We start from the raw sequence: 24,584 nt of genomic DNA, 5'->3' as shown, positions 1-24,584 counted from the left end.
AGCCGCTAAAGACCTGGACCCACAAGGACAAAGGGACGGTTGTTTCGGTCGGCGAGAAAGCCGTTGCCCACGACGTGGTGAACGTCCCAGTTGAGACGTTTGGCGGGCTGCCGGCGAAACTGCTGAAAAAGGCGATTGCCGCCCGCTGGATCAACGACGTGACCGGCGTTGGTCGGGCCGCCAAGGCCTGGCCCGACATGTGAGACCACCTTTTTCAGCGTCGGGTTCGCGCTGATAGCGCGAACCACTCCTTGAAAAACGTGGGCGAACAAGGCCGGACTCGCCGCGAGGTGGCGAGTCCGGGGAAACCGCGCTTCGTTCCGCTCGCGCGGTATGCTGTTTCTGCCGGACTGCACCGCTACTACACAGCATTTGCCGCTGCCGCACTGTTTCTGCAATAGCATCCAGTCCCGATTAGCAGCGATTGGAAATCGGACTAGCGGTCAATAGACAGACCGGCGTGCCAGCTGTCGGCATCGGCTTCCTCGACAGCGGCGTCCATCTCGGCCAGATACGACACGGCGAGGCTGGCGCATTTCGCCGCTTTGCGCTCGCCTTCGGTTCGGAACTCGCCGGTGACTCGGTTGGCGTACACCGTACAGACAGCGCCGGCCCGCAGTCCGTACAGGTTCGCGAGCGTAAGAATCGTCGCGGCCTCCATCTCGAAGTTGAGGACGCCGGCCTCTTGCAGCGCCGCGATGCGCTCGTCGCTGCCGCTGGCCTCGAAGTCCTTGAAGCCGGGGCGTGACTGCCCGGCGTAAAAACTGTCTGTCGAGCAGGTGACGCCGAGGTGGTAGTCGTAGCCGAGCTCCTCGGCGGCGGCGACGAGCGCCGAGACGATTCGATGGTCGGCGCTGGCGGGATAATCCTCGCGGACGTACTCCTTGCTGGTCCCCTCCTGTCGTACCGCGCCGGTCGTGATGACGAGGTCGCCGATGCTGGCTTCCTCTTGAATTGCGCCACAGGAGCCGACGCGGATAAACGAGTCAGCGCCGACACGGGCAAGTTCTTCGAGCGCGATTGCGGCCGACGGGCCGCCGATACCGGTCGAAGTTACCGAGATGGGCGTGCCGTCGTGGGTGCCCGTGGCCGTGCGGTACTCGCGGTGTTCAGCCACGATGTCGTGGTCGTCCCAGTAGTCGACGACCTTTTCCACGCGCTCGGGGTTCCCCGGCAGTAGGACGCTGTCGGCCACGTCGGCCTCGCTCACTTCCAGATGGTACTGTACGTCGTCGTTCGGGTCTTCACTATCGCTTGTCATTTGTCGAGATGGTCGCTGGTGATTGTCGTCGGCAGGAGCTCCCCGAGTTCGTACACCGTCGGCTCGTCGCCGTCGGTGATGATCTCGAACGACTCGTCACAGAACTCGCTGAACGTCTGGCGGCACATCCCACAGGGAGTGACACCGTCGCGTTTGCCCGAGGTGACGGCAACACGCTCGAACGACTGGTGCCCGTCGCTGACAGCCGCGCCGATGGCTACTTCTTCGGCATGTAAGCTGTTACTGTAGTTCGCGTTCTCGATGTTACAGCCGGTGTAGACGCTACCGTCACTCGTTTCCAGCGCTGCGCCGACGGTGTACTCCGAGTACGGCGCGTACGCCTCGTCGATAGCATCTCGCGCTGCGTCGAGGAGATCCTCCATGCACTGGGCGTCGCAGGGCCGTGTAGAAATTCTGTCGGTCTCTATAGCGGTCGGTGGTGTCAGGCGTCGGCGGCGCTGACGGCCTCGACGGCGTCGCGGACCGCCTGTGTGGTGTCGGCGACCAGCGCGTCGATGTCGTCGCTCTCTGCGTACACCCGGACGTACGGCTCGGTGCCGCTCGGGCGGACGAGCGTCCACGACCCGTCGTCGAAGGAGAGCCGGACGCCGTACTCGGTCGAGACATCCGCTTCGGGGAACGCGTCCGGCAGGCTGGATTCGAGTCGGGCCATCGTCTCGACCTTGGCATCGTCGGGACACTCAACGCTCACCTTCTCGTACGGCCGTTCAGAGATGACGGCTCGCCTGTCAGCGACGCTCTGTTCGGCGAATAGACGCGTCAGCACGGCCGCACTGGCCACGCCGTCGATCCAGCCACCGAAGGCGGTGTGAATGTGTTTCCATGGTTCTGCGGCGAAGACGACTTCGGTTTCATCGGTCGCGTCCGCGCGAACGTCAGCGATTCCGACGTGGAGGGAACCAAGGTGGATACGTTCGACGCGGCCGCCGGCAGCCTCGACCCGTTCGTCGATGCGGCCGGAGGCGTTGGGCGTCGTCACGACGACTGGGTCAGAAACGTCCGCGGCACGCGTGTAGTGTTCGGCCAGCATCGCGAGTATCGTGTCCTCGTGGATGACATCGCCGTCGGCATCGACGACGACGATACGGTCGGCGTCGCCGTCGTGACCGAACCCGAAGTCGGCGTCGGATTCGGCGACGAACTCGCGGAAATCGGCCAGCGTCTCCGGCGTGGGTTTGCTCTCGCGGCCGGGGAAGGTTCCGTCAACGTTTGCCTCCGTCGCCAGCACGTCGGCCCCCAGCTCCCGGAGCACCTGCGGCGTCGCCACGCTGGCCATCCCGTTCCCGCAGTCGACGGCGACTGTCAGTCCAGACGGGTCACCGCCGAGCGATTCAGCGTAGTCGGCGACAGCGCTTCGATACTCGTCGAGGTAGTCGACCGACTCTGTGTCGCCCCAGTCGCGCCAGGCCGTCGGCGTCGAACCATCCTCGATTCGCCCTTCGATTCGCGTCTCGTCGTCGTCGCCGTACTCGGTGCCGTCGGCGAACACCTTGATGCCGTTGTCCGTCGGCGGGTTGTGGCTCGCGGTGATCATCACCCCGTGGCGGCCCTGCGAGGCGTAGGCCAGCGCCGGCGTCGGCACGCGGCCGATTCTGACGACTCGCGCGCCGGCGCTTTGCAGTCCCGCGGCCATCGCATCAGCGAGCGCTGGCGAGGTCACGCGCCCGTCGTACCCAAGCACGAACGTCTCGCCGTCCTGCCCAGTCGCCTGTCCGACTCGCAGTGCAAGGTCCGGCGTCACCTTCGATACAACATCACCGCGGATCCCCGCGGTCCCGAACAGTTCCATACCGGCGATGCGGAAGCCGACCGTATAATTCTCTCGTTCGCACGTCAGTTCAGAGACGCCCCGTGGACGGCTGGTCGAGAACTGTGGTTAGCGTCGGAGACAAGCGGTCGAAAAGAGACTGGAAAAGCCGATTACAGCAGTTCGTCGAAATCGTAGCCGTTGATGTCGACGCCGTCGGCAGTGACATCGGCGAGGTAAATACCGTTACCAGAGCCGGTGTCACGCTCGGCGGCGGCGTTGATCGAGGCGGCAGCGACTTCTTTTGCCTCTTCGTTTGTCATCTCTTCCTCGTAGCGGTCTTCGAGTGTCCCGTACGCGACGGTGAGCCCGGAGCCGGTGACAGTGTAGTCGTCCTTCATGACGCCGCCGGCCGGGTCGATGGAGTAGACGTGGTGGCCGTCGTCGTCGACGCCGCCGAGGATAGGGTTGATAGCGAAGAAGGGGCCGCCGCGGGCGAAGTTACCTGCCAGCGTCGAAAGCGCCTTCATGCTGATATCCTCACCGCGGCGTGCCTCATAGAGATTGACCTCCGCGCGAAGCGTCCGGATGAACGACTGTGCGCCGCCGACGCTCCCAACGAGGGTCAGCGCCGCCGTAGGGTGAATCTGTTCGACTTTCTGGACGTTCTTGTTCGAGACGAAGCGACCGCCAAGCGAGGCGCGCATGTCCGTCGCGATGACGACGCCCTCGGACGTGCTGATACCGATAGTGGTCGTTCCGGTCTTGTTCACCTTCTCTGAATCCTGTGTGGACTGTGCGGGGAGCTCGCCGACTTCGGGTGCGTACGGGTCGCTCTGGAACTCGTCAGCAGCCTGGGGTCCAGAAAGATCCGGCCCCGGAGTCATATCTCGCATTACTGTGGGGTACTAGTCGGGCGCTGATAAAACCTCTTTTCCTGATGAGCCTGACCGCAACCGTCGGTAGGCTCAGTCGGCTGTCCCGTCTTACGCGCTCGCCTGATCGTAGGCCTCGTTGAGTCCTGACACGGCCCGGTCCATCGGCAGTCGGAGTCCGAACCGCTCCGTGAGCATCGCTACCGGTAGCAGCACGATGCCCAGGAGCAGGGTAAGTTGATACAGTGCGAACAGCGTTGCGGTGTACAGTCGAGCTACCATCTTCCTCGGTCGTTTCAGAGAGAGACTTGTATATAAGTCTTGCTGCCACATTTCAGTCAAGAATTATCGATTATGAAGAACTGATGGGCCGCGGTCCTGCGGTTTACTCAAACGCCCGAGAAGACGAGCAACCGACTGGACAACTCTCTGAACAGATATAATGGGGGGATGAGTCAGACGGCTGGTTTGCATAAGTTATAGAGATAGTAACGGTGACGTGCGCAACAGAAGCGAATCAAAACTATCGAATAGTCGGGCCACGAGAGCTAATGTATGAACTACCTCGTGGCGATGGAAGCAGCCTGGCTGGTTCGTGATGTAGACGACATCGACGACGCTATCGGTGTCGCAGTGAGCGAAGCGGGGAAGCGGCTCAACGAGGCCGAGATGGACTACGTCGAGGTCGAGGTCGGCGCGACCGGCTGCCCGGCCTGTGGCGAACCGTTCGACTCGGCGTTCATTGCGGCCGACACGGCGCTCGTCGGACTGGTACTCGAGATGGATGTGTTCAACGCCGAATCCCCGGAACACGCACAGCGGATCGCCAAAAGCGAAATCGGCGGTGCACTCCGGGATGTCCCGCTGAAAGTCGTTGAGGTATTTGAGACCGAGGCCGACGAGGACGAAGCCGAAGCCGAGGCATAACTAAACCCACCTTGATTCGCTTGCCGCGGTAGCCGTGGGCTTTTTATATTACCTCTGGTAATTAGCGGATATGGACTTACCGACGCCACAGGACCTGCGGGAACGCCGCAACGAACTCGGGCTGACCCAGAGTGAACTGGCGGAGCGGGCTGACGTCTCCCAACCCCTTATCGCTCGTATCGAAGGTGGTGACGTGGACCCGCGGCTGTCGACACTCCGTCGCATCGTGACTGCTCTCGAAGAGGCCGAGGGCGGCATTATCAAAGCCCGCGACCTGATGAACTCGCCTGTCGTTGGCGTTGCGCCCGACGATTCCGTCCACCAGACGAAAGACGTGATGGACGAGAAGGGGTACTCACAGGTCCCCGTCATCCGGGACGGGGCCCCGCAGGGCCTCATCGGCAACTCCGATATCCGTCAGCGGCCCGAGGAGAACGTCGGCGACCTTCCAGTGGCTGAAGTGATGAACGAATCTATCGCAACCGTTGAGCCAGACGCACCCATCGACGAAGTCGACGCTTACTTGAACCATAATGCGGCTGTGATGGTCGTTGAAGGTGGAGAAACTATCGGTGTCATAACCGAAGCAGACATCGCGCGTACGGTCAGCTAACTCTGATTCTCACAAACGCGAATAGGGATAGTGGGGCCGTACTCCCCGTAGGAGGGGCTTACTACCGAAAACAGTGTCAGGGGTATATGTCTATTCTCACCAACGATAGACGTATTCACATGGCCAATCCCAGCGACCCACTGTACGCCGAACTCGAAAAGGCACTTGAAACCGCCGAAACTGAAGCGGCCAGATACCATATCCGCCAAGCACTCCAGATTCGGATTGCGGAGGAGACCGCCGGCAAAGACATCCTGTCAGCCTGAACGCGCCCGATGGGCATCCGTCGCGCCGCTCACTCGGTAAGTCCGAGGCCGCGAATCGAGACCGCCTCGTCCCCGTCAGTCACTTTGCCGATGACGCGCGCGTCCTCGCTGTCGTTGACGATTGCCGCAGCATCGGCCTCGGACACTGCGGCGACGAACCCGGTCCCCATGTTGAACGTCCGGTGCATCTCCTCGTCAGAGACCTCGCCTTCCGCTTGAACGAACTCGAAGACGGGCTGGGCCTCGAAGGGATCCGTAATCTCGTACCGGTAGCTCCCCATCCGCGTGAGGTTCGTCCAGCCGCCGCCGGTGACGTGTGCGGCCGCATGGGTCTCGCTGGCCCGGAGCGGGGCCAGCACCTCGCTGTAGATCCGTGTTGGCGTCAGCAGTTCCTCGGCGATGGTCCTGTCGGGGTTCGGCGGGAACGGGTCGTCGTACTCGTGGTCGCGCGTGACCGCCTCGCGCGCCAGCGTGAGCCCGTTGGAGTGGATGCCCGAGGAGGGCCAGCCGACGATGGCGTCGCCGGGCTCGGCCTCGCCGGGGAAGACGGCGTCTTTCGGGGCCAGTCCGGCGCAGGTCCCAGCGATGTCCAGTCCCTTGATGACGTCGGGCATCACGGCGGTTTCGCCGCCGACCAGCGCCACGCCGGCCCGCTCGGCCCCCGCCCGGAGCCCCGCGCCGATGTCCTCGCTCGTCTCCTCGTCGGGCGTCTCGACCGCGAGGTAGTCGACGAACGCCACCGGCTCGACGCCGGTCGCGATGAGGTCGTTTGCGTTCATCGCAATGCAGTCGATGCCGATGGTCGAGTAGTCGTCGATGGCCTCGGCGACGAGCAGTTTCGTGCCGACGCCGTCCGTCGCGAGCGCGAGGTACTGGTCGCCGATGTCGACCAGCCCGGCGTAGTCGCCCTCGAACTCGCCGGCCGCGCCGATGAGCGCCTTCGTCGCTGCCTCGCTGGCGTCGATGTCCACACCGGTTTCTGCGTAGGTCAGTCCCTCCTCGCCCTCGGTGTCGTCCGCGGACTCGCTGTCGGTCATACCCGAGAGCGCGCGTGGCGCGGGCAAAAGAGCGTCGTTCCGGCGGAGGCGGCTTAGAGGACAAACAGCGCGCCGACACCGAGCAGAATCGACGGAATCGCCACGACGAGAAACACCGGCGTGCTCCATTCTCGGACCGTTCGGCCGTCGAGCGGGCCGAAGGGCAGCATGTTGAAGCCGGCGAGCAGGAGATTGATCTGCAGGCCCATCTGCGCGACTTCCCAGAGGAAACCGCCCGTGCCCGACAGTAGCGCCGCGACGAACGGGACGAGGAAGACGGCGGCGAGCGCGAGGTTCGTCACCGGCCCGGCGACGGCGATGAGGCCGTGTTGCTTGGCCGTCAGGCGGCCGCGGTGGACGACCGCACCCGGCGCGGCAAACAGGAAGCCGACGAGGCCGCCCAGGACCGCGAACCCGAGCATCCGGTAGTCGGCCTTGAACGCGGCTATCTGGCCGAAGCGGACGGCGACAACCTTGTGAGCCAGTTCGTGTAGCAGGAAGCCGACACCGACGGTGAGCAGACTGACTGCGAACGTGCTGGCGATTTCGGCACCCGAGAGGCCGCCGAACTGGCCGAAGACGATGCGCCGGAACTCCCGTTCAAGGAAGAACGTGAACGCCAGCCCGAGCGCGAGCCAGGCGACGAGAAGGTCCCGGAGTTCGCGCTGGCTGAAGCTGAGGCCGCCGATGGTCCGACCCGCAGCGGTTCGCCGTCGTCGACCCGCCATCAGAGGACCCCCACGAGTATCTGCGTTCCTTCGCGGACGCCCTGCCAGAGCAGGCGCGAGACGCCCTGCATTCCGCCGATGTCCGACGAGATGTACGGGATCAACACCGGGAAAACGACGTACGACGCGATGGCGCTGCCGACGTTCGTCAGCGCGACGACAAGAATCAGCCGGAACAGTGGCACCGCACGCATCCGGCTGACGAGGTCCATGACCGGCGACTCCTGGTCGTTGAGTATCTCGTTGAGCGTCGCGATGTCGCTGATGTTGACGGAGATGTACCGGAGTTCGACGTAGCCCGCGAACCAGCCGGCCGCGAGCAGCGGGAACAGGCTGGTCAGCCAGCCGAAGGCACCGGCGGCGGCCGCACTCGACCAGTGTGCGCCGGCCACCTTCGCCAGCCCGCCGGCCAGCACGGCGTTGACGGCGACCAAGGCGACGAAAAGCTCCAGCAGTACCGCCTGGCTCGCGCCGCCGAGGATGAGCAGGCCAAAGAAGACGAGAAAGACGACCCCGAAGCCGTAGCCGACGAGCTTGTACAGCGACACACGACGGCCCCCCTCGGTGCCGGTGAGCGACTCCATCGGCGGGAGCGTCTCCGGATTGTCGAGATAGTTCTCGATGCCCTCACGGTGGCCAGCACCCACAACGGCGAGGACGTGATAGCCGGCCTCGCGGAGGGCGATAAGTCTGTGTGCAATGAACGCATCGCGTTCGTCGATGAGCGCCTCCGCGCCGCCGGGAGAAAACTGACGGAACTCCTCCATCATCGCGCTGACCACGTCGGTATCCGTCAGTTTCTCCATGTCGAACTCCTCAACGTCGGCCTCGCCGCGGAACTGGACCAGCAGTGCGGCGATAGGGATTCCGAGACCGGCCGCGGCAACACAGATGAGCAACAGCGTATCGAGCAAGCCCTCGACGGTCCCGCCGAGACCGCCCGGCAGAACCCCCGAGAGCGCCCCACTCGGGACAATAAACGGACCGCCGAAGGCCCCGGCGACGACCGCAAACAGCCCGCCGAAGACAGCGCCGACAGTCAGCCCGACGGTCAACGGCGGCCCCATCTCGGCCGCGAGACTGCCGACGAGCTTGAGCTTCTCGACGGCCGTCAGCCGCGCCCAGAACCGCTGGACGGTCGTCTGAATATCCCGGTCGACGAGTGCGACGCCGAGGCCGAGCCGTTCGGCGGTGTCGATGCCCGCTTTCATGTCCGCACCCGGCTCGATGTCGAACCGGTCGCCAAGTCTGGTCTGGATGTACGACAGCATCCAGTACGCGAGGAACTGAAAGACGGTGTTCCCGCGCAGGAGGTCGCTCGCATCGAGGTCGTCAGGCGTTTCGCCTTTGATCTGGCGATACCGACCCTCGTCGAGTTCGACGGCGACGATATCGGGCTCGGAGTCCTCAATCGCTGATTCCACTTCCCTGACGCTGTGCTCGGAAACGTGAGCGGTTCCGACGACATCGACGCGTCCCGCCCCCGACGGTTCCGGGAACTCGTCTGCCGCCGACTCCGCGTGTTCGGTCATCACCCGCGTTACACATTCGCTTCCCTTACCCTTGTCGGGTCCAGGTGACTACGCTGAAACACCGACCGAAATCATGTTTGTGGCATTGTATGTTCCCGCCACGGGGCGAAGCTATTACCGACTCTCGTGTTAATACAGCCAGAGATGCCGTGGTAACTACTGGACGGTGACGGCATCTGTAAATACGTAATAGATTTGCTGATTCAAAAGACTGATATGTATAGAGTCAAACTGTATCGGATATACGATGTATGACCTGACTGGATTCCAGCGGGACCTGCTGTACGTCATTGCAGGCCTTGACGAGCCCCACGGGTTAGCAATCAAGGAAGAGCTCGAAAACTACTACGAAAGCGAGGTCAACCACGGCCGGCTGTATCCGAACCTTGACACGCTCGTCGAGAAGGCACTCATCGAGAAGGGCGAACGCGACCGCCGAACGAACTTTTACACGCTGACCAAGCGCGGCCAGCGCGAACTTGACGCCCGGAAAGAGTGGGAAGCACAGTACGTTTCGGCGTAGCCACGTTTTCGAAGCCCGTTCGACAGACTCAACCCAAGTGCTGGCCAACCTCGGGCCATGCCAACGGTACTGGAAACCTATATCGAGAACCGCTGGATGGTCCAGCCCAACCACTCGAATCATCTGGGTTCAACCCACGGGGGAAACGTCCTGAAATGGATGGACGAACTCGGGGCGATGTCGGCGATGCGCTTTGCCGGTGAAACCTGTGTCACCGCGCGGATGGACCAGGTAAACTTCAAGCGACCCATCCCTGTCGGTGACACGGCTCTTATTGAGGCGTTTGTCTACGACGCTGGCGAGACGAGTGTCAAAGTTCGGCTCCGGGCCGCCCGAGAGAACATCAGAACCGGCGAGACTGAATCGACCGCTGAGTCGTACTCGGTGTACGTCGCGGTCGACGAGGACCGGAACCCGGTTCCCGTACCCGACGTGGCGACCGAGACTGACCGTGGTGAACAACTGCGACAGCGCGCCCTCGACGGGGAAGCGAACCGCTGATACTGTCTGCTGCAATTACCACACTGTCACCTCGGAGCGACGACTACCGTACCGTCACGACGGGACAGCCAACAGTATGAGCTTTATTCGGCTCCGCCACGTACCACGACTATGACACTCGATGTTGAGACGCCGGAGCGGCCGGCGCTGTCTACCGGCGTCGCTGCCGATGAGTACGACGATGCGGACGTACAGGGCGACGAATACCGGCGCGAGGAACTCGCCGAGGCCCTTGACGACGGCGCGTGGGCCGACGCGTTCGAAGAATGGGCCGCGGACGCGTCGCTCGATGCCGACCAGTGGCAAATCGTCACCGACCTGGGACTCATCGAGGAGTTCGATTTCTTCTGGGACTCCTTCGCAGGTCGCGTCGGCTACCACGCACCGGGCTTGCCCGAGGACTGGCGCGAGCGGGAGATCCATCCGGGCATCGACTCCTGGGGGACGGTCTCGGGTATCAACGCCGGACTGACCGAGTTCGGACAGGTCGTCTGTGAGGTACTGGCCGACGAGTACATTGACTGGGAAGCGGAAGAAGTCAGCGCGGACGACCTCCCGGACTTTTGAGCGCGGTAGCGGTTGCTGTCGTCAGTGCCGGTGTGGCACTCCAACGCTGTCGGCTCTGACTCGTCCCGAAGACCGGTCAGGGACCGGCAGCCTGATAACGACCCACGCGCTTGGACCAGATATGGCTGAAATCGTTACCCCACGCAAACGCGAGTGTGAGCGGTGTGGGCGGGTCGACGAGTGGGACCCGGACCAACACAGCTGGCGTATCGTCACTGACGACGGCACCAAGCAATCTGGCGACCCACACTGTCTCCACGAGTGGGATATCAACGGCACGTTCAATCCGCTGGCCGAGTGAGTTCGCCGCCCGCTGCTCCCGACTTTTCGACCGGCAGGCCTGTCACTGTTAGAACGGAGTCAGCCGACAGAATCCAACAAAAAGTCTCGGGTAGGCCGCACAGGCTCCGCCAGTGACCAACCGCCGGGACGCAGCTATGCCCCCGCTTCAGCCACGCCTTCGGTCACTGGTGCGCGTGATTCACCGCTGGTCTCGTTGCCCTGCTGAATCGTTACCGGTTCCAGCTCGACGGTCGCGGCGGAGTCGTCCTCACCGATAACCTGTCCCTCGGTGACCTCGGTCGTGCCAGTAAAGCCGGTCCTGTTACCGTTGTTAGTACCGACTGCGCTGAACTGGTACTGGGTCTCGGCACGGACACTCACGTTCGTGTAGCCCTCGTCAGTTCCCCAGTCGTCGTAGCCGGTCGTCGAGTAGGGCACGGTCATCTCGAAGTTCCCGTTCTGATCTGTCTGGGTCCGCTGGCGGTAGATGAACGTCTTGTTCGTGGCTGGGTTGCGCATCTGGACGGCGGTCTGGACTGTCGTGTTGGCCGGTCCGGTCCCTTCAATCGTCGCACCGGGGACGCGCTCGAATATTTTCGTCCAGGCGGAGTGCTGGTATTGCGGACTGTTCGGGAACGCCTCAGTCTCACTGGAACCGACCAGACGGTAGTGCTCCATCGCCGGTACACGCTCGCCAGGTGCGTCGCCGTAGCCGCCGAGTTGCGAGGTCGCATCCTGTTCGACGTACTGACGGGCCAGTTCAAGTGACTGGAACTGGCGGATGACCTGGCCCTGCTGTTGGCCCTCCGGCTCCTGTTCGTTCGTCGGTGCACCACGGTACTGCACGCCTTGGCTCGTCTGTTTGTTCTCCCAGTCGATGACAATCGGCTGAGGCTCGGCGGCACTTCCGTGGAAACGGTACAGCCGAGTGACCATCGTCTCGTAGTAGGCCTGGTGCTGGAACGTCACCTGGCGGACCCCACCGGCTTGGGACTGGATGTACAGCCGACTGTAGTAATCACTAGTCTGTACTCCGTCAACGAATGCCGGTGGTGCAAAGAACTTGCCACCGAGGTTTCCGTTGGTCTCAGCCATCTTCCAGTCGACGGCAACGTACCGCGTCTTCGCGTCGTCTTCGTCTGTGCTATTGAGGATACTGTTGGCCCGCGTCTCGTTCTGTGCGATCAGGAACGGTGCGGCCGTATCCGTTCCCTGCTGGAAGGGGTTCGCGTTCGGCACCCGTTCGCCTCGCGTCGTAATCCAGTGCCCGTAGTCCCACCACGACAGGACGCCGTACTGCCCCTGCTGGTAGTCGAAGTCGTCCTGTTTCTGATAGGTGCCGTAGTAATCGAGAGTCGCGTCACCACCGGTGCCGTACGCGCCCTCCGCGGGCGTGTTCCCTTCCATCCACTGTAGGCTCTCGTCCCAGCCCTGAATACTCGGCCCGGGACCGGTCGAACCGGCTTCGACCGGCGCTGTGCCGAACGCGAATAGTGGGACGACGATGACGAGAAGTACCGTGAGAATCGTCATGACCTGATAGTATTCGATCCCGTCGTCGGCGCTGAAATCGAACCAGTGGATGAATTGGCCGACAACCATTCCCGATAGCACTGCAATCGGCGCGGCCAGATAATACGCGAACCGCTGCTGTGTAAACGCGGCAAGTAGAATGAACAGTGCCCAGACGACGACGAGCAGTTCTTCAGCGGGCGCATCGTCGGAGAGGAACTGTTTTGCGAGCAGAAAGATTCCACCGATAGCCGCAACGATGACAGCAAACCCGTGTGCCTCGAACAGGACCCCAGCGCCCCGTAGCGGCGCGGCCTCGCCGACGGTTCCGGCCGTTTCACTGATCGTGAACCCGATGACTCTCGTTACGTTTCGCGTGAAGAAGTCCCACAGGCTGGGAGTCAGCAATGCCATCAGAACAGCCCCGGACGCGAGGATTCCAAACACGACCGCTGGATACACGTACCGGCCGTATTTGCGCTGCTCCATGAAGCGGGCTAGCCACGCCATGAACACACAACCGAAGCAAACGGCCAACGCCAGCCCCGGCTGGAGCAGCGACTGGGCGGTCGCTGTGATCTCTAGGACGTTGATTCTCGATGCACTCACCACGGCGGCAGTCGCCATCGTGATTGCGCCCGCGATAGCTGTGTGTTCTGGGCTGCTGTCGTGAACGTACTCCAGACACAGTCGGAGCAGGAAGAAGACACCGAGTATCCCGAGAAGGAGCACACCCGGGGGCCAGACCCAGAGATACATCGCAATTGCCACACCGGCCAGCATGGACCAGCTGATGGTGTCCCGGAGTGCGTCTATGTCTCGCTCGGTGAACTGCTCGTAAATCGGTTTGTCACGTGCGGCGACGCTGACCGCCACCATGACACCGAGGACACCGAGTACCTGAAAGAGCGCTTCGGCGACGTGGTGGTCAGAGAAACCGACGAGGCTCCGCTGCAAGAGCCACCCGGTCGAGAATGCCATCACAGTAACCGCAGTTACGCCGCCGAGGCGGCCGCCGAGTCGCCGTCCGATAAGATACGTCGGAATGGCAACTAGCGTCCCGAACACGGCCGGCGCGAACAGAACCGTCATCGCGACTGTCTGGTCACTGGGGGAACCCAGGCCGATAATCAGGGCCACTGTCGCGATGATCTGGTCGAAAAGCGTCCCGAACTGCCCGTTACTGGTCCCGTATGGGAACGCTGTCCACGGATCGAACGGCATCGTCGAGGGCCAGTTTTGTACGACGTACTGGGTCGAACGGTAGTGATACCAGGCATCGTTCCCGCTGAAGAGAACTTCGCCGTCAACAATGAAGTTCTCCCAGCTCCGGACGCGATTCCACAGCATGAACCCGAGCAGTACCAGGAGGACCGGAATGTGGTACCAGCGCTCGGCCCACTCTAGGGCGGACTCGAGTTCGGGGTTGTCGTCAAGATAGCCCCGTGATTGACTCATTGCACGGAAAAACTGCCAAGGCGCGCATAAGCCTTTTGACCTCTATGCGGGCGCAGGATGGAAACGCCTAACAGTACCGGTGGCACACCACCGACCATGCGAGTCTCGGTCGTGCTCTGTACGCACACGATGGAGCGATACGACGACTGTCGAGCGGCGGCCGAGAGCGTCTTAGCCCAGACCTACGACGACGTGGAACTCGTACTGGTTTCGGATGGGAACCGGGACGTGTACGAACAGTACGAATCCGACTTCGGCAACCGAGACGATGTCCTGATACACTGTAACGACGAGAACGTCGGACTGCTAGAGAGCCGGAACAATGGGGCCGAAGTCGCCACCGGGGACGTTGTCGCATTCATCGATGACGACGCCATCGCTGACGAGAAGTGGGTCATGGCGCTAGTCGATGCCTACCAACAGGAGAACGCGCTCGCGGTCGGCGGCCGAATGACGCCAGCGTGGGTCGCCGGCAAACCCAGCTTTCTGCCTGCGGAGTTCTACTGGCTTATCGGTGTGACCCACCGCGGATTTGGACCGAACGGCGACCCCGACGAATCCGGCGTCGTCCGCAATACCTTCGGCTCGAACATCTCCTTCAAACGGGACGTGTTCCTTGAACTGGGCGGCTTTGAGGACGACATCGGCGGCCGACAGGGCGAGAAGAACCTCCAGGGCGGCGAGACGGAACTCTGTGCGCGCCTGCGTAGCGAATACGACAAAGGGGTGTACTACACCCCCGACGCGCTGGTCGCACACAAGATATTCGACTACCGGACCGACCCGGGGTGGCTCGTGGACCGCGCGTTCTGGCAGGGCTACTCCAAGCGCGGGATGGAGGTGTTCGTCCCTGAATCGACCGGCGCGGAGTCGGACTTCCTGGGGGACCTCCTGTTCCGGTTCGCCCCGTCGCGTCTCCGCGATATCGTCACGTCCCCGTCGCTCGGGGCCGTCCTGCAGTTCCTCTTCCTCTTTCTGCTCACGGGGAGCGTCGGCGTCGGCTACCTCTATGGGATGTACGTCTGGCGGTAGCCTCAGCCGCGCCCCACTGACTCAGTTCAGCACCGAGTCCAGTACCTCGGTGGCCTCGTCGAACGTCAGGACGCCGGAGACGTGGCTACCGAGCGCGTAGACGCCGAGGCCCACGAGCGGGAGGATGCTCAGGTCGATGAACCACGGCCCGTATGGTTCCAGCGCGAGCAACAACAGCGTCGTGCCGAGGCCGAGAGCGAGCACCCGGACTGCCGGGAACCCGGTGAGTGGCTTGAGACCGACGTTACGCGCCGCTACCACGTGAGTCACCGCCATGAGCCCGTATGCGGTTGAGGTGCCGATAGCCGCGCCGACGATGCCGATTCGCGGTATCAGCGCTAGGTTCAGGACGACGTTCACCACCACCGACGCGCCGGTCGCGAGCAGCAACTGCCGCAGGTGTCCCCCAGCCTGTAGCACCGGCCAGATGACCCGCGCAATGGCGAAGCCGAGCACGCCCGGCAGGAGAACCTGGAGCGGTCGGACGCTCGCCTCATACGGTTCGCCGAAGTACACGGTGAGGAACTGCTCGCCCAGGACGAACACGCCGGCGACGAGCAACACCGTGAGGACGACGACGTACCGGAGGAGCCGCGACAGCAGCGACGTGAGGCGGTCTATCCGCCCGTCGGCCCAGAGGTCCGCCGTCGACTGAATCATCACCATCTCCATCGCCACCGAGACGACCCACATGAACTCAGAGACCTGCAGTGCCGCCCGGTAGTGACCGGTTGTCGTTGCGTCCCAGAAGTGACTGACAAGCAGGATGTCGACCTTGTACATGCTTGTCAGGAGGAGCGTGAGTACCATCGACTGGGCCCCGAACCGAACGAGCGGCCGCGCGTAGGTCCGGAGAGCCAGGCTACGTATCGACGGGAGTACGCCGGCCTCGCGGAACGCAAGTGCCGTCGAGAGCAGGCCGGTGAGCAGGAACCCGGTCGCGAACCCGGCGAAGACACCCGGCACGCCGTACCCGGCCCCGGCCAGCCCGAGCCCCACGACGGCAAGGATGACCGACCGGGCCGGGACGAGCGGTTCGGCGAGTTCCTCCCGCTTGTAGGCGTGGAGCACGCCGCGCCCAAAGTAGTACAGCTGCTCCCCGACGACCGCACCGAGCATCAGGTACAGCGCCGTCTGGAGCGTCCCGTCGGTAAGCCAGGTTATGAGCCCGACCAGCGCCGGAATCCCGACGAGGAGGCTCCCGACGTGGAGTGCGAAGGACGTGGTGACAACGCTTGCTCGCTCCTCGCCGCGCTCCCGCGAGGCGTAGGTCTTGGTCGCCTCGAACAGCCCGAGGTTCAGTATCTTCCGGCTCGGGAGGAAAATCGCCATCACGAGCGCGTAGGTCCCGAACCCGCCTTCGCCGACGGTACGGACCAGCAACGGGATGAAGACGGCGAAGGTCAGGAGTCGGCCGAGGTCGCCGGTAAACACCGAGAGGTAGCCTTTCAGGATGCTGTCGTCATCGGCCATCACTCGACGTAACCGAGGTCGCGCATCTGCTGTTTGAGGTCCTCGTCGACGTCCTCGCGCTCGACGTCGACCGTCTCGCCGTTCCGCACCATCGACACGTCGGCGTCGCGGCTCACGATTTTCGTCTCGAAGTCCTGCCACGCGACGGTCGTCGTGCCGTGCCACGGGGCGATGGTGAGCGTCTGGTCTCGGGGCGTCTCGCGGACGTCTTTCCCGTGCCACTCGGACGGGATCTCGCCGCCGACTTCGGCAAGCAGCGACGGGGCGATGTCGAGGACGCTGAGTGGCTCACACAGCGAGAGGTCGTTCGTCGCCACGGGCACGGTGGTCAGCGCGTCGACCACCCGCCGCCGCTGTGGCTGGTGGAAGTAGTGTCCGTCCTCGCCGAACTCGTCGCCATGGTCCGAACTGAACACCACGAGCGGCTCCGACGAATCCACCGAGTCGACGAGGCGCTCTATCTCGGCGTCCGCCCGAGAGAGGGTCTGGCGGTACTTCCGCGTAATCGTCTCCTTCTCGTCGGCAGTGAGCTTCTCAGGGGCGAACAGCGCCTTCCGGTCTATCTCCTTGGGCACGGCGTCGTCGCCGAGGCCGTACGGGCGGTGGGTGCCCATCATGTGGAGCCACATGAACCGCGGGCCCGACTCGTCGTTGAACGCCGCGATGGCGTTGTCGATGAGTTCGTCGTCCGGGAGCCGGTTCGATAGCTTCGCGTGGGGCGGCCGGAAGCGGTGGTAGACCTTCCGGATGAGGTCGAACTGTGAGGCGAACTGTCGGAGCGGGTTGCCGCGGTTGCCCGCCTCGCAGTAGTTCTCGTAGACGTCAAATCCCGCGTCGAACCCGAACCGCGGGTCAGTGTGGGGAGACGAGGAGAGGCCAATCGTCGTGTATCCGGCCTGGGAGAAGGCTTCGGCGACTGTCGGGGACATCGCGCGGGACTCGATAGCCCCCTGGTACGAGGCGGTCAGAATACTGGCGAGGCTCGGTCGCGTGTAGTGGGCCCCGGTCACGCCCCGGTGGTTCGAGAACGTAGAAACGAACTCCATCGCGTCTAGGAAATCGTGACGGACGGAGTCCGCAGTAACGAAGATGACATCCCTCATTGCTACCAGCACCGATTGAGAAACACTTGAGTCCTACGGTCAGTCCACGTAGCCGAGGTCTTTCAGCATCTCTTGCGTGTCGGCATCGATGTCCTGGTCGCTGACGTCGCTGCCGGCGCTGTCCCACGCCTGGAGCTTCTCGCGGAGGTCGTCGTACGGCGTCCCGTCCGTCGCGCCGGCGGCGACGAGGTCGTTCGTCTCCTCGGGGTCCGCCGAGAGGTCGTACAGTTCGTGCTCGGTCCCCTCGCGAATGAGCTTCCACCCCGGCGTGCGGAGGCCGATGGACTCCGCGAACTCCGGATAGGCGGTCAGGAACGCGTCTCGGTCTCCCGGCGGCGTCCCGTCGTCGTTCACGCGGAGGCTCCGCCCCTCGAACGCGTCCGGGACCTCGACGTCCAGCAGGTCGAGCACCGTCGGCGCGATGTCGATTGTCCGGACCTGGTCGGAGACGGTCTCCGCGTCGATGTCCGGGTGGTGGAACGCGAGCGGGACGTGCAGTTCCTCGTCGTAGAGCTGGCGGCCGTGGCCCGTGTAGCCGTGGTCGTCCAGCGCCTCCCCGTGGTCGGCCGTGAGAATCACGAGCGTCTCCTCGCGGAGGTCCCGCGCTTCGAGTTCGTCGAGTACCTGCTGGACGTACCCGTCGACGAGCTTCATCGCGGCCGTGTACTCGTCGTGCGTGTCGAGGTCGCCGCGGTCGTAGTTCCGCGGTTCGTGCATGTCGAAGTAGTGGACCCAGCCGAAGAAGGGGCCGTCGACGCGGTCTAGCTGCTCGACGGCGTCCTGTGTCACGCTCTTTGCCGTCCGACAGTGCAGTCTGATGAGTCCCGTCTGTCGCAGGAGCGACTTGAGGTTCCACTGCTCGGTCCCGACGTCTTTCACCGCACCGAACACCGTGTTGAACGTCTTCGTGTCGTATATCCGGCTCAGAATCGGGTACAGCGTATCGTAGGAGCCGCCGCCGTCACAGTACTCGTCGAAGCCCCGGCCCAGCCCCGAGTGCTCGTCGCTGAGGTGGTCGACGCTGACGACGCCGAACGTGTCGTGGCCCGCGTCCTGTACCGACTCCGCGAGGACGGGGATAGACTCGTCGAGCCCCCAGCCGTTCTCCTGGACGCCGTGGGTGTGGGGGTACGAGGCGGTCATGAACGACGTGAGGCTCGGGTCGGTGGTGTTTGCCACGGTGAACGCCCGGTCGAAGTACAACCCCTCGGTCGCCAGCCGTTCGAGCGTCGGGACGATGCCCTCCGAGATGCCCCGCTGGAGCCAGTCTTCCCGGAGACAGTCGATGCTGACGAGCAGTACGTTCTCGATAGCGTGTGAGTCGAAATCTTGCATTGTCAGTCCTCACCGATGATGGTGTTGACGCGGTACGGTCGCTCGTCCCGGTACTGCTGTTTCACTATCATCTCCGCGAGGAACCCGAACATCACCAGCTGGACGCCGAACAGGACCAGCGCGACGGTCAGGATGAGCCGCGGGACGTGCGGTGCCAGCGACTGTCCGAAGGCGTACTTGAGAAACACCATGTGTGACCCGATGAGGCCGCCGGCCGTCATCAGGACGAGCCCGATACCGCCGAAGAAATGCGACGGCCGGGTGGAAAACCGGTTCCAGAAGACGTGAAACAGGAGGTCGACGAACCCCTTGACCAGCCGCTTCATCCCGTACTTCGTCTCCCCGGCGGTTCGCGGCCGGTGGTCGACGGGCAGTTCCGTTATTTTGTACCCTCGCTTGTGGAGCTTCGCCGGGATGTACCGGTGGCCCTCGCCGTAGAGGTCTATCTCCTTCAGCCCCGCAGCTCGGTAGGCGGTCAGCGTGCATCCGAAGTCGTGAATGTCCGGCCCTGTCAGCTTCGCCAACCGTGTCTGTATTGCCGACGGAATAGTTTTCGAGAGCGGGTCGTCGCGGTCGCGCCGCCAACCGCTGACGCAGTCGTACCCCTCTTCGAGTTTCGTGAGGAGCTTCGGGATGTCTGCCGGATTGTTCTGCCGGTCGGCGTCCATCGTCACGATGTATTCCCCTATCGAGTAGTCGATTCCGGCAGCCAGGGCCGCACTTTGCCCGAAGTTACGTCGAAGTAAGACTCCTGTCACTTCGTCACGGTCCGTCGCGATCTGCTGTATCGTCTCGGCCGTCCCGTCCGTACTCCCATCGTCAACGACAACTATCTCGTATGGGCCGTACGTCGTATTCTCACGGAACGTAGACTGGATCTCGTCGACTAGCGGCTCCAGATTCTCGGACTCGTTATATGCAGGAAGCACAATAGACGTTTGGACGTCACTGTCGGTATCTGTCGCTGATACGGCCGACCCGTCCGGTAGACTCCCTGTTTTTGCCATTCTGAGGGTCTGTATGTGCTACAAGATGCGCATTTATTAACAGTTGCCATTTGCTACCTGCTCAAATTATGCCGATACCGCGAACATCCCGATCATTAGTCCTTTAGAGTGGTTTTCAGGCTGACACTCCCCTGATGAAGAGACGTATACAAAATCAACACGCATGCCTGTAATCGGGGTGCTGTCTCCCGGAACCGTACAGACTATTACAGTCAGTGGTCAATCACGAGGAAATGCCCTCTATCCTGTGGAACAGAATCAGCAAGTCGGTCCGACGTGAGCCGTTTGTGCCGCTCATCGCGCTCGCTGCGTTCCTGCTGATGGTCTTCGGTACCTGGCGACTGCGGCCGCATCTGACGTTTCCGGACGAAACCGGCGCTATCGAACTCGCTCTCAGGATGGGATACGAGCAGAACCCCTTCATCGATAACTTCCGGAAAGGCGGGAACCTCCACCTCTACCTTCTGGCGCTCTCTTTCGTCCCGGTGACGCTGTACTGGCTTGTGACCGGACAGTTCGGCGACATCATGTCGGGCGCAGCCAGCGTCGGAAGCTCGCCGAGCTGGGGTGTGTCTCCCGACCTTCTCACAGCCTTCTACGACGTGCTGTTCGCCGGTCGGCTTGTATCTGTCTTGTTCGGTGTCGGGACTGTTGTCGTCCTCTATTACCTTGGTAGAGAACTACTGGACCGCCGTGCCGGAATCCTCGCGTCCGTTTTTCTCACGACTTCTGTCGGGTATGTCCTCACCGCCCACTACGCTACTGAGGACGTCCCGATGACGTTCTTCCTCATGCTCGGATTCCTGCTAACGGTTCGTGCGTTTCATTCGAGAGAGACCAGAACGTTGTTGGCTGCCGCACTGGTCGCTGGTTTAGCAGCGTCGACGAAGGCAACCGCCGGGCTCCTCGTCTTGCCTATTGCTATCGTCATCATCGAACGCCACTGGGACGAATCGGGGACCGTCGGTGAGTTCATCAAAGCGGTTTGGAGGTACCCGACGCTAACTATACTCGGTTACATCGCCACGACCCCGTCAATCTTTTTCCATCCAGTGTCGTGGGCCGATGAGATTTCTCGGTACGTCGTCCGCAGTACGAGCGACTCCGTCTCGTACAACTGGTCTGACCCCGGGTGGCTCATTCAGCTTGCACACCTCGCCGAAGGACAGGGCATCGTACTGTTCCTGTTTTCGATACTGTCCGTACTACTCGTCATCGCTTTCCTCTTGCGAGGCACCCTTGACAGTGCGGTCTGGTTGTTGCTTCTCTATGCTATCCCGTACTTCGCAGTCATCACTCAGGGGAACATGACACAGTTCCCGCGTGTGATGCCGTTATTCCCGGTTCTCGCGGTCCTCGCCGGCGTCGCCGGGTCCGATCTGACCCGATCCGATCGCTCAATGCGCGTGGTCGGCATCGGATTTCTCACGCTCGTCGTCGTCTTTTCGGGCGTACACACTGTCGCCGGTGTCGCCGATGTCAGCCAGTCCCGGCAGGAGGCAACTGAGTGGACACACGCGAATCTGGATAGCGCTGATACTGTCGACGTGTATTCCCAGCGCGTGTACCTCCCGGAGTTCCCCGAAGAAGCGACCGTGAACCGGTACGTCATTCATTCGACGTTCCCTCGCGAGGAGTGGCAGCCGGGGCTTGAACGACTGGACTGTAACGCGCCCGAGTACGTCGTGCTCTCCAGTTACCACTACTTCCGCTTTTTCAAGGATCCGTCCGTGTACCCGGGTGTGACTGAACGCATGTCGGCGCTGTTTGCCGAGGAGGACTACGAAATCGTCCGGACGTTCGGTCCGCCGGTGGACACCGAACTCAGCGCGGAGCGAAAGTTCAGAGACAGCGCCGGACTTTCGTCGTTCCCCGAAGACGGAAACCCGACTATCGTCGTGCTAAAGCGGATAGACGATGAACCGGCTTGCTAATGACAACTATATGTCGAAATCACTCCCCGGGACCCGTTCTCTCCGCCCACAGACACTACAGAGTAGCCAGCGAATCACCCGTGACACCGAACGAAAGTGGATTCTATGACTGACGAATCACTCCCGAGTGTCTGCGTCGTGACCCATCCCCTCGCCGCTGCTGGCGAGAACGCCACACGAAGCCTGCTCGACATCCTGTCGGCTGTGACATCGGTCGCGCTCGTGACGGCTGATCTGCCGGCTGATTCCGAGATTCGCGACCGGCACGAACTCGTCGAGCTCACGCAGAAAGGCGCGGGCGACTCCGTCGTCACCGCCGCCGTCCGGTTCCTGTTGAACCAGCTCCGGATGTGCCGCGTCATCGCCGACCGTGACGAAGACGTAGTCCTGTTTTTCGGCGCAACGTCGTACCTGCTTCCCATTATCGCGGCTCGGTTGCTCGGTAAAACGGTTCTCGTCGAACCCCGCGGTGATGTGCCGCTGACGCTCCGGCTGAACTGGGAACAGCAGTTGCCGGACCCGGTGGCTGCCGGGCTCGCCAGTGCCGTCCGTGCACTTGAACGAGCCGGCTTCGCCGCGGCTCACGGGGTCATCACATACACGCCCGAGATGGCCCGCCAACTGGACCTGCATCCGGAATCCCCGACCGTGTATCCGACGGGGGCGCGCTACGTCCGGACGGATGAATTTCGCGTCCAGCAGCCCTACGCCGACCGCGACCGCATCGTCGGGTTCCTCGGTCGGCTTGACGAAGAAAAGAACGTCCGCGAACTCGCTGCTGTCGCCACAGAGCTACCCGACGACGTGACCTTCCGGTTCATCGGCGACGGTGACCTCCGGGAGTGGCTGGAAACCGAACTCGCGTCTGAAATCGAGCGCGGCGCAGTCGAACTCACCGGCTGGGTGGATCACGACGATGTGCCCGACCAACTCAACGATCTCTCGCTGCTCGTGTTGCCGTCACAGCCGACGGAGGGACTACCGACGACAATACTGGAAGCGCTGGCCTGCGGAACGCCGGTACTGGCCTCACCGGTTTCGGGCGTTCCAGACGTTGTCCGCGAGGGCGAAACCGGCTTCCTGCTTGATTCACGGGAGCCGCCGGCGCTTCGACAGACTATACTCGATAGTCTGGACCGAGACGATCTTGACAACATCAGCGAGAACGGACGCAACCGAATCGAGACTGAGTACAGCTTTGAGGCGGCCTGTGAGCGGTACAGGTCGATACTCAAGCGGCTGTAGGTGTGCTATCTTGCTGATTGGCCAGCGTTCCGATAGTCGGCACGTCACCTATCGCCTCACAGGCTGATTAGGCGCGTTACCACGGTATACGCTGATTTACACACCCACTCACAGAGATATCAACAAGTTCTAATAACGTCTTGTCCATCTCCTGATGCATACGGATGCGAATCGGACAAACATCGTTCATCTCTTTCGTTTCGAAGGGGCTCTCTTCTGCGGCCGGCTTCATCGCCACGATCCTGTTCGCACGATTACTCGGTGCGGAAGTCCTCGGGAGATACTATCTCTTGCTCTCTATCGTTGCGTGGCTCTCGCTTCTGGGATCTATCGGAATCGGCAGCGCGATTACGAAACGGGTCAGCGAGGGGACGGACATAGGGGAGTACAAGCTTGCGGGGGGGCTCACAATTGCAGCCATCGGTGGCGTAATCATTGTCGGTCTGTTGCTGTTTCAGGACGTCGTCACCAGCAGCTTTGATGTCGACCATATCGGGTTCGTAATTATCCTTCTCGCGGTTGGACTACTCGGGTCGTACGTCGATGCGATGCTCAACGGGGCCCACATGGTCCACGTCGCGGCGGTGCTCAAGGTTGCACGACGAATCGCCAGGACGGTCCTGCAGGTCGGAGGTGTACTTCTCAGCTTCGGATTGACTGCGCTCGTCATGGGGTATGCGCTGGGTGGCCTCGTCCTCGTGGTCGCCGGGCTCTACGTTCTCGGTGGACCGTACAACCTTCCGGAGAAGAAACACTTCGAGCGTCTCGTCGACTACGCGAAGTACGCTTGGATGGGGCGGCTCGAAGGGAAAACGTTCCAGCAAGCCGACGTTATCATTCTCGGGCTGTTCGTGCCGAGTTCGCTCGTCGGCGTCTATGGGATCACCTGGAACATCGCGAACTTCCTCATTATCTTCAGTACGTCGATCAGTGGCGCGCTGTTTCCAGAACTGAGCAAGCTGTCAGTAGACGATCGAGACCAACAGGTCGCATCCCTCGTAGAGGATGCGCTCTCGTACACCGGGTTGGTGACGATACCCGGTCTCGTCGGCGGGCTGTTGTTGTCCAATCGCATCCTTCGAATCTACGGTGACGAGTTCGTACAGGGGGCACAGGTCCTCGGGCTGCTTATTCTCTCTGTGTTGTTCTACGGCTACCAGAAGCAGTTCACGAACGCGCTCGGGGGGATCGACCAACCGAAGGCGGCGTTCAAGGTAAACGGGATACTGATCGCCTCGAACGTGACACTGAACGCGGCGCTTGTCTATACCATCGGTATGACCGGGGCTGCGCTGGCGTCCGCGCTGTCTTCGCTCCTGAGCCTGATCGGTGGCTATCTCATCCTTGGCAGACATCTCGACTTCAGTGTTCCAGTCACCGAAATCTTGCGACAGATTGGTGCGACGGTAGCGATGGGGATACTCGTCACCGTTCTCAACGGTGTGCTAACGCGGGCGAACGAACCGTTCCCCAACGAGGTCGCGACGACCGCACTTATCATCCTTGGGGCGGCCACCTATTTCGCAGTGTTAGTGTCTATCTCGTCTCAGTTCCGGACTGTAGTCCTCGACAACATCCCGCAAGTCGCTTCACTGCGATAACCGG

At 62.2% G+C, this 24,584-nt stretch carries 24 protein-coding genes and 1 pseudogene; 12 read left to right on the top strand and 13 right to left on the bottom strand.

Translation table 11 applies throughout. The annotated features are described in order from the left end of the window. A pseudogene (locus DVK00_RS18065) lies at positions 1–203 on the top strand (NAD(P)/FAD-dependent oxidoreductase); the annotation flags it as partial. Positions 204–436: 233 nt separating this feature from the next. Here DVK00_RS18065 and DVK00_RS18060 read toward each other — a convergent pair. The 5 genes from DVK00_RS18060 to DVK00_RS21845 form a co-directional block, all read right to left on the bottom strand. Continuing rightward, on the bottom strand, positions 437–1,261 hold the full coding sequence (locus tag DVK00_RS18060) for a nucleoside phosphorylase (protein ID WP_121512488.1): 825 nt from the start codon (positions 1,259–1,261) through the stop codon (positions 437–439). Further along, complete coding sequence (gene cdd / locus DVK00_RS18055; protein WP_004593122.1) at positions 1,258–1,644, bottom strand: cytidine deaminase; 387 nt, start codon at positions 1,642–1,644, stop codon at positions 1,258–1,260. The genes DVK00_RS18060 and cdd overlap by 4 nt, the downstream gene beginning before the upstream one ends. Before the next feature lie 59 nt (positions 1,645–1,703). Next, on the bottom strand, positions 1,704–3,071 hold the full coding sequence (locus DVK00_RS18050; protein WP_121512487.1) for a phosphopentomutase/phosphoglucosamine mutase: 1,368 nt from the start codon (positions 3,069–3,071) through the stop codon (positions 1,704–1,706). A gap of 131 nt (positions 3,072–3,202) precedes the next feature. Then, complete coding sequence (gene psmB, locus DVK00_RS18045; protein ID WP_121512486.1) at positions 3,203–3,925, bottom strand: archaeal proteasome endopeptidase complex subunit beta; 723 nt, start codon at positions 3,923–3,925, stop codon at positions 3,203–3,205. Between the two features lie 90 nt (positions 3,926–4,015). Next, the gene (locus DVK00_RS21845; protein ID WP_198560228.1) at positions 4,016–4,186 is read right to left on the bottom strand and encodes a hypothetical protein; all 171 of its coding nucleotides are present in this window, start codon (positions 4,184–4,186) and stop codon (positions 4,016–4,018) included. Positions 4,187–4,459: 273 nt separating this feature from the next. Here DVK00_RS21845 and DVK00_RS18040 point away from each other — a divergent pair, with 273 nt between their 5' ends. The 3 genes from DVK00_RS18040 (at position 4,460) to DVK00_RS18030 (ending at position 5,710) form a co-directional block, all read left to right on the top strand. Further along, a complete protein-coding gene (locus DVK00_RS18040; RefSeq protein ID WP_004515717.1) occupies positions 4,460–4,831 on the top strand; it encodes a DUF555 domain-containing protein in 372 nt (123 codons plus the stop codon). 70 nt (positions 4,832–4,901) lie between these two features. Continuing rightward, positions 4,902–5,444, top strand: coding sequence for a CBS domain-containing protein (locus DVK00_RS18035; RefSeq protein ID WP_005534977.1), 543 nt, complete (start codon positions 4,902–4,904; stop codon positions 5,442–5,444). 86 nt (positions 5,445–5,530) lie between these two features. After that, positions 5,531–5,710, top strand: a complete 180-nt coding sequence (locus DVK00_RS18030; protein ID WP_101349801.1) for a hypothetical protein — start codon at positions 5,531–5,533, stop codon at positions 5,708–5,710. 29 nt (positions 5,711–5,739) lie between these two features. Here DVK00_RS18030 and purM read toward each other — a convergent pair whose 3' ends face one another. The 3 genes from purM to DVK00_RS18015 are packed head-to-tail and all read right to left on the bottom strand — an operon-like array spanning position 5,740 to position 9,007. Continuing rightward, positions 5,740–6,747, bottom strand: coding sequence for a phosphoribosylformylglycinamidine cyclo-ligase (gene purM / locus DVK00_RS18025; protein WP_121578134.1), 1,008 nt, complete (start codon positions 6,745–6,747; stop codon positions 5,740–5,742). Positions 6,748–6,800: 53 nt separating this feature from the next. After that, entirely contained in the window at positions 6,801–7,475 is a 675-nt protein-coding gene (locus DVK00_RS18020; RefSeq protein WP_101349803.1) for a metalloprotease, read from the bottom strand. Then, positions 7,475–9,007, bottom strand: coding sequence for a TraB/GumN family protein (locus DVK00_RS18015; protein ID WP_101349804.1), 1,533 nt, complete (start codon positions 9,005–9,007; stop codon positions 7,475–7,477). Before DVK00_RS18015 ends, DVK00_RS18020 begins: the two co-directional genes overlap by 1 nt. A 247-nt stretch (positions 9,008–9,254) precedes the next feature. Here DVK00_RS18015 and DVK00_RS18010 point away from each other — a divergent pair, with 247 nt between their 5' ends. The 4 genes from DVK00_RS18010 to DVK00_RS17995 all read left to right on the top strand — a co-directional run bounded on the left by DVK00_RS18010 (position 9,255) and on the right by DVK00_RS17995 (position 10,899). Further along, positions 9,255–9,530, top strand: a complete 276-nt coding sequence (locus DVK00_RS18010; RefSeq protein WP_004515723.1) for a PadR family transcriptional regulator — start codon at positions 9,255–9,257, stop codon at positions 9,528–9,530. Between the two features lie 57 nt (positions 9,531–9,587). Beyond that, a complete protein-coding gene (locus DVK00_RS18005; RefSeq protein WP_121537659.1) occupies positions 9,588–10,031 on the top strand; it encodes an acyl-CoA thioesterase in 444 nt (147 codons plus the stop codon). 111 nt (positions 10,032–10,142) lie between these two features. Continuing rightward, entirely contained in the window at positions 10,143–10,598 is a 456-nt protein-coding gene (locus DVK00_RS18000; protein WP_121512482.1) for a hypothetical protein, read from the top strand. A gap of 121 nt (positions 10,599–10,719) precedes the next feature. Further along, positions 10,720–10,899 carry an HEWD family protein gene (locus DVK00_RS17995; RefSeq protein ID WP_004593110.1) on the top strand — a complete coding sequence of 60 codons (180 nt, stop codon included), beginning with the start codon at positions 10,720–10,722 and terminating at the stop codon, positions 10,897–10,899. A 134-nt stretch (positions 10,900–11,033) separates the two neighbouring features. Here the strand turns inward: DVK00_RS17995 and DVK00_RS17990 are convergent, their stop codons facing one another. Beyond that, positions 11,034–13,850: an oligosaccharyl transferase, archaeosortase A system-associated gene (locus tag DVK00_RS17990; RefSeq protein ID WP_101349807.1), complete on the bottom strand. Its 2,817-nt coding sequence runs from the start codon at positions 13,848–13,850 to the stop codon at positions 11,034–11,036. A gap of 96 nt (positions 13,851–13,946) precedes the next feature. On the opposite strand from DVK00_RS17990, the gene aglG reads away from it, so the two are divergent. Beyond that, positions 13,947–14,882: a glucosyl-dolichyl phosphate glucuronosyltransferase gene (gene aglG / locus DVK00_RS17985; protein ID WP_101351417.1), complete on the top strand. Its 936-nt coding sequence runs from the start codon at positions 13,947–13,949 to the stop codon at positions 14,880–14,882. 21 nt (positions 14,883–14,903) lie between these two features. Here the strand turns inward: aglG and DVK00_RS17980 are convergent, their stop codons facing one another. The 4 genes from DVK00_RS17980 to DVK00_RS17965 are packed head-to-tail and all read right to left on the bottom strand — an operon-like array spanning position 14,904 to position 19,722. Then, the gene (locus tag DVK00_RS17980) at positions 14,904–16,355 is read right to left on the bottom strand and encodes a lipopolysaccharide biosynthesis protein (RefSeq protein ID WP_101349808.1); all 1,452 of its coding nucleotides are present in this window, start codon (positions 16,353–16,355) and stop codon (positions 14,904–14,906) included. Beyond that, on the bottom strand, positions 16,355–17,458 hold the full coding sequence (locus DVK00_RS17975) for a sulfatase-like hydrolase/transferase (protein WP_101349809.1): 1,104 nt from the start codon (positions 17,456–17,458) through the stop codon (positions 16,355–16,357). Before DVK00_RS17975 ends, DVK00_RS17980 begins: the two co-directional genes overlap by 1 nt. A gap of 39 nt (positions 17,459–17,497) precedes the next feature. Next, positions 17,498–18,793 carry a sulfatase gene (locus DVK00_RS17970; protein WP_101349810.1) on the bottom strand — a complete coding sequence of 432 codons (1,296 nt, stop codon included), beginning with the start codon at positions 18,791–18,793 and terminating at the stop codon, positions 17,498–17,500. Between the two features lie 2 nt (positions 18,794–18,795). Then, entirely contained in the window at positions 18,796–19,722 is a 927-nt protein-coding gene (locus tag DVK00_RS17965) for a glycosyltransferase family 2 protein (RefSeq protein ID WP_233560830.1), read from the bottom strand. A 311-nt stretch (positions 19,723–20,033) separates the two neighbouring features. Here DVK00_RS17965 and DVK00_RS17960 point away from each other — a divergent pair, with 311 nt between their 5' ends. The 3 genes from DVK00_RS17960 (at position 20,034) to DVK00_RS17950 (ending at position 24,580) form a co-directional block, all read left to right on the top strand. Then, positions 20,034–21,734: a glycosyltransferase family 39 protein gene (locus tag DVK00_RS17960; protein WP_101349812.1), complete on the top strand. Its 1,701-nt coding sequence runs from the start codon at positions 20,034–20,036 to the stop codon at positions 21,732–21,734. A gap of 105 nt (positions 21,735–21,839) precedes the next feature. Beyond that, positions 21,840–22,979 (top strand): glycosyltransferase family 4 protein, encoded by a 1,140-nt coding sequence (locus DVK00_RS17955; protein WP_101349813.1) that lies wholly within the window; start codon positions 21,840–21,842, stop codon positions 22,977–22,979. Positions 22,980–23,143: 164 nt separating this feature from the next. Further along, positions 23,144–24,580 carry an oligosaccharide flippase family protein gene (locus DVK00_RS17950; RefSeq protein ID WP_101349814.1) on the top strand — a complete coding sequence of 479 codons (1,437 nt, stop codon included), beginning with the start codon at positions 23,144–23,146 and terminating at the stop codon, positions 24,578–24,580. Positions 24,581–24,584: the final 4 nt, after the last annotated feature.

Origin of the sequence: Haloarcula sp. Atlit-47R (assembly GCF_003665985.1) — an archaeon.
GTDB classification, from domain to species: domain Archaea; phylum Halobacteriota; class Halobacteria; order Halobacteriales; family Haloarculaceae; genus Haloarcula; species Haloarcula taiwanensis.
The sequence above is the reverse complement of the archived record's forward strand: the minus strand, read 5'-3'. Positions and strand labels throughout refer to the sequence as shown.

Excerpts from the sequence above, each read along its gene's own strand:
- DVK00_RS17950 (WP_101349814.1), top strand. The coding sequence starts at position 23,144 with ATGCGAATCGGACAAACATCGTTCATCTCTTTCGTTTCGAAGGGGCTC.
- DVK00_RS18000 (WP_121512482.1), top strand. The coding sequence starts at position 10,143 with ATGACACTCGATGTTGAGACGCCGGAGCGGCCGGCGCTGTCTACCGGC.
- DVK00_RS17970 (WP_101349810.1), bottom strand. The coding sequence starts at position 18,793 with ATGCAAGATTTCGACTCACACGCTATCGAGAACGTACTGCTCGTCAGC.
- DVK00_RS17980 (WP_101349808.1), bottom strand. The coding sequence starts at position 16,355 with ATGGCCGATGACGACAGCATCCTGAAAGGCTACCTCTCGGTGTTTACC.
- DVK00_RS18060 (WP_121512488.1), bottom strand. The coding sequence starts at position 1,261 with ATGACAAGCGATAGTGAAGACCCGAACGACGACGTACAGTACCATCTG.
- DVK00_RS17975 (WP_101349809.1), bottom strand. The coding sequence starts at position 17,458 with ATGAGGGATGTCATCTTCGTTACTGCGGACTCCGTCCGTCACGATTTC.
- DVK00_RS17995 (WP_004593110.1), top strand. The coding sequence starts at position 10,720 with ATGGCTGAAATCGTTACCCCACGCAAACGCGAGTGTGAGCGGTGTGGG.
- DVK00_RS17990 (WP_101349807.1), bottom strand. The coding sequence starts at position 13,850 with ATGAGTCAATCACGGGGCTATCTTGACGACAACCCCGAACTCGAGTCC.
- DVK00_RS18005 (WP_121537659.1), top strand. The coding sequence starts at position 9,588 with ATGCCAACGGTACTGGAAACCTATATCGAGAACCGCTGGATGGTCCAG.
- cdd (WP_004593122.1), bottom strand. The coding sequence starts at position 1,644 with ATGGAGGATCTCCTCGACGCAGCGCGAGATGCTATCGACGAGGCGTAC.
- DVK00_RS18050 (WP_121512487.1), bottom strand. The coding sequence starts at position 3,071 with ATGGAACTGTTCGGGACCGCGGGGATCCGCGGTGATGTTGTATCGAAG.
- DVK00_RS18030 (WP_101349801.1), top strand. The coding sequence starts at position 5,531 with ATGTCTATTCTCACCAACGATAGACGTATTCACATGGCCAATCCCAGC.
- DVK00_RS21845 (WP_198560228.1), bottom strand. The coding sequence starts at position 4,186 with ATGGTAGCTCGACTGTACACCGCAACGCTGTTCGCACTGTATCAACTT.
- DVK00_RS18040 (WP_004515717.1), top strand. The coding sequence starts at position 4,460 with ATGAACTACCTCGTGGCGATGGAAGCAGCCTGGCTGGTTCGTGATGTA.
- psmB (WP_121512486.1), bottom strand. The coding sequence starts at position 3,925 with ATGCGAGATATGACTCCGGGGCCGGATCTTTCTGGACCCCAGGCTGCT.
- purM (WP_121578134.1), bottom strand. The coding sequence starts at position 6,747 with ATGACCGACAGCGAGTCCGCGGACGACACCGAGGGCGAGGAGGGACTG.
- DVK00_RS18015 (WP_101349804.1), bottom strand. The coding sequence starts at position 9,007 with ATGACCGAACACGCGGAGTCGGCGGCAGACGAGTTCCCGGAACCGTCG.
- DVK00_RS18020 (WP_101349803.1), bottom strand. The coding sequence starts at position 7,475 with ATGGCGGGTCGACGACGGCGAACCGCTGCGGGTCGGACCATCGGCGGC.
- DVK00_RS18035 (WP_005534977.1), top strand. The coding sequence starts at position 4,902 with ATGGACTTACCGACGCCACAGGACCTGCGGGAACGCCGCAACGAACTC.
- aglG (WP_101351417.1), top strand. The coding sequence starts at position 13,947 with ATGCGAGTCTCGGTCGTGCTCTGTACGCACACGATGGAGCGATACGAC.
- DVK00_RS17955 (WP_101349813.1), top strand. The coding sequence starts at position 21,840 with ATGACTGACGAATCACTCCCGAGTGTCTGCGTCGTGACCCATCCCCTC.
- DVK00_RS17960 (WP_101349812.1), top strand. The coding sequence starts at position 20,034 with ATGCCCTCTATCCTGTGGAACAGAATCAGCAAGTCGGTCCGACGTGAG.
- DVK00_RS18010 (WP_004515723.1), top strand. The coding sequence starts at position 9,255 with ATGTATGACCTGACTGGATTCCAGCGGGACCTGCTGTACGTCATTGCA.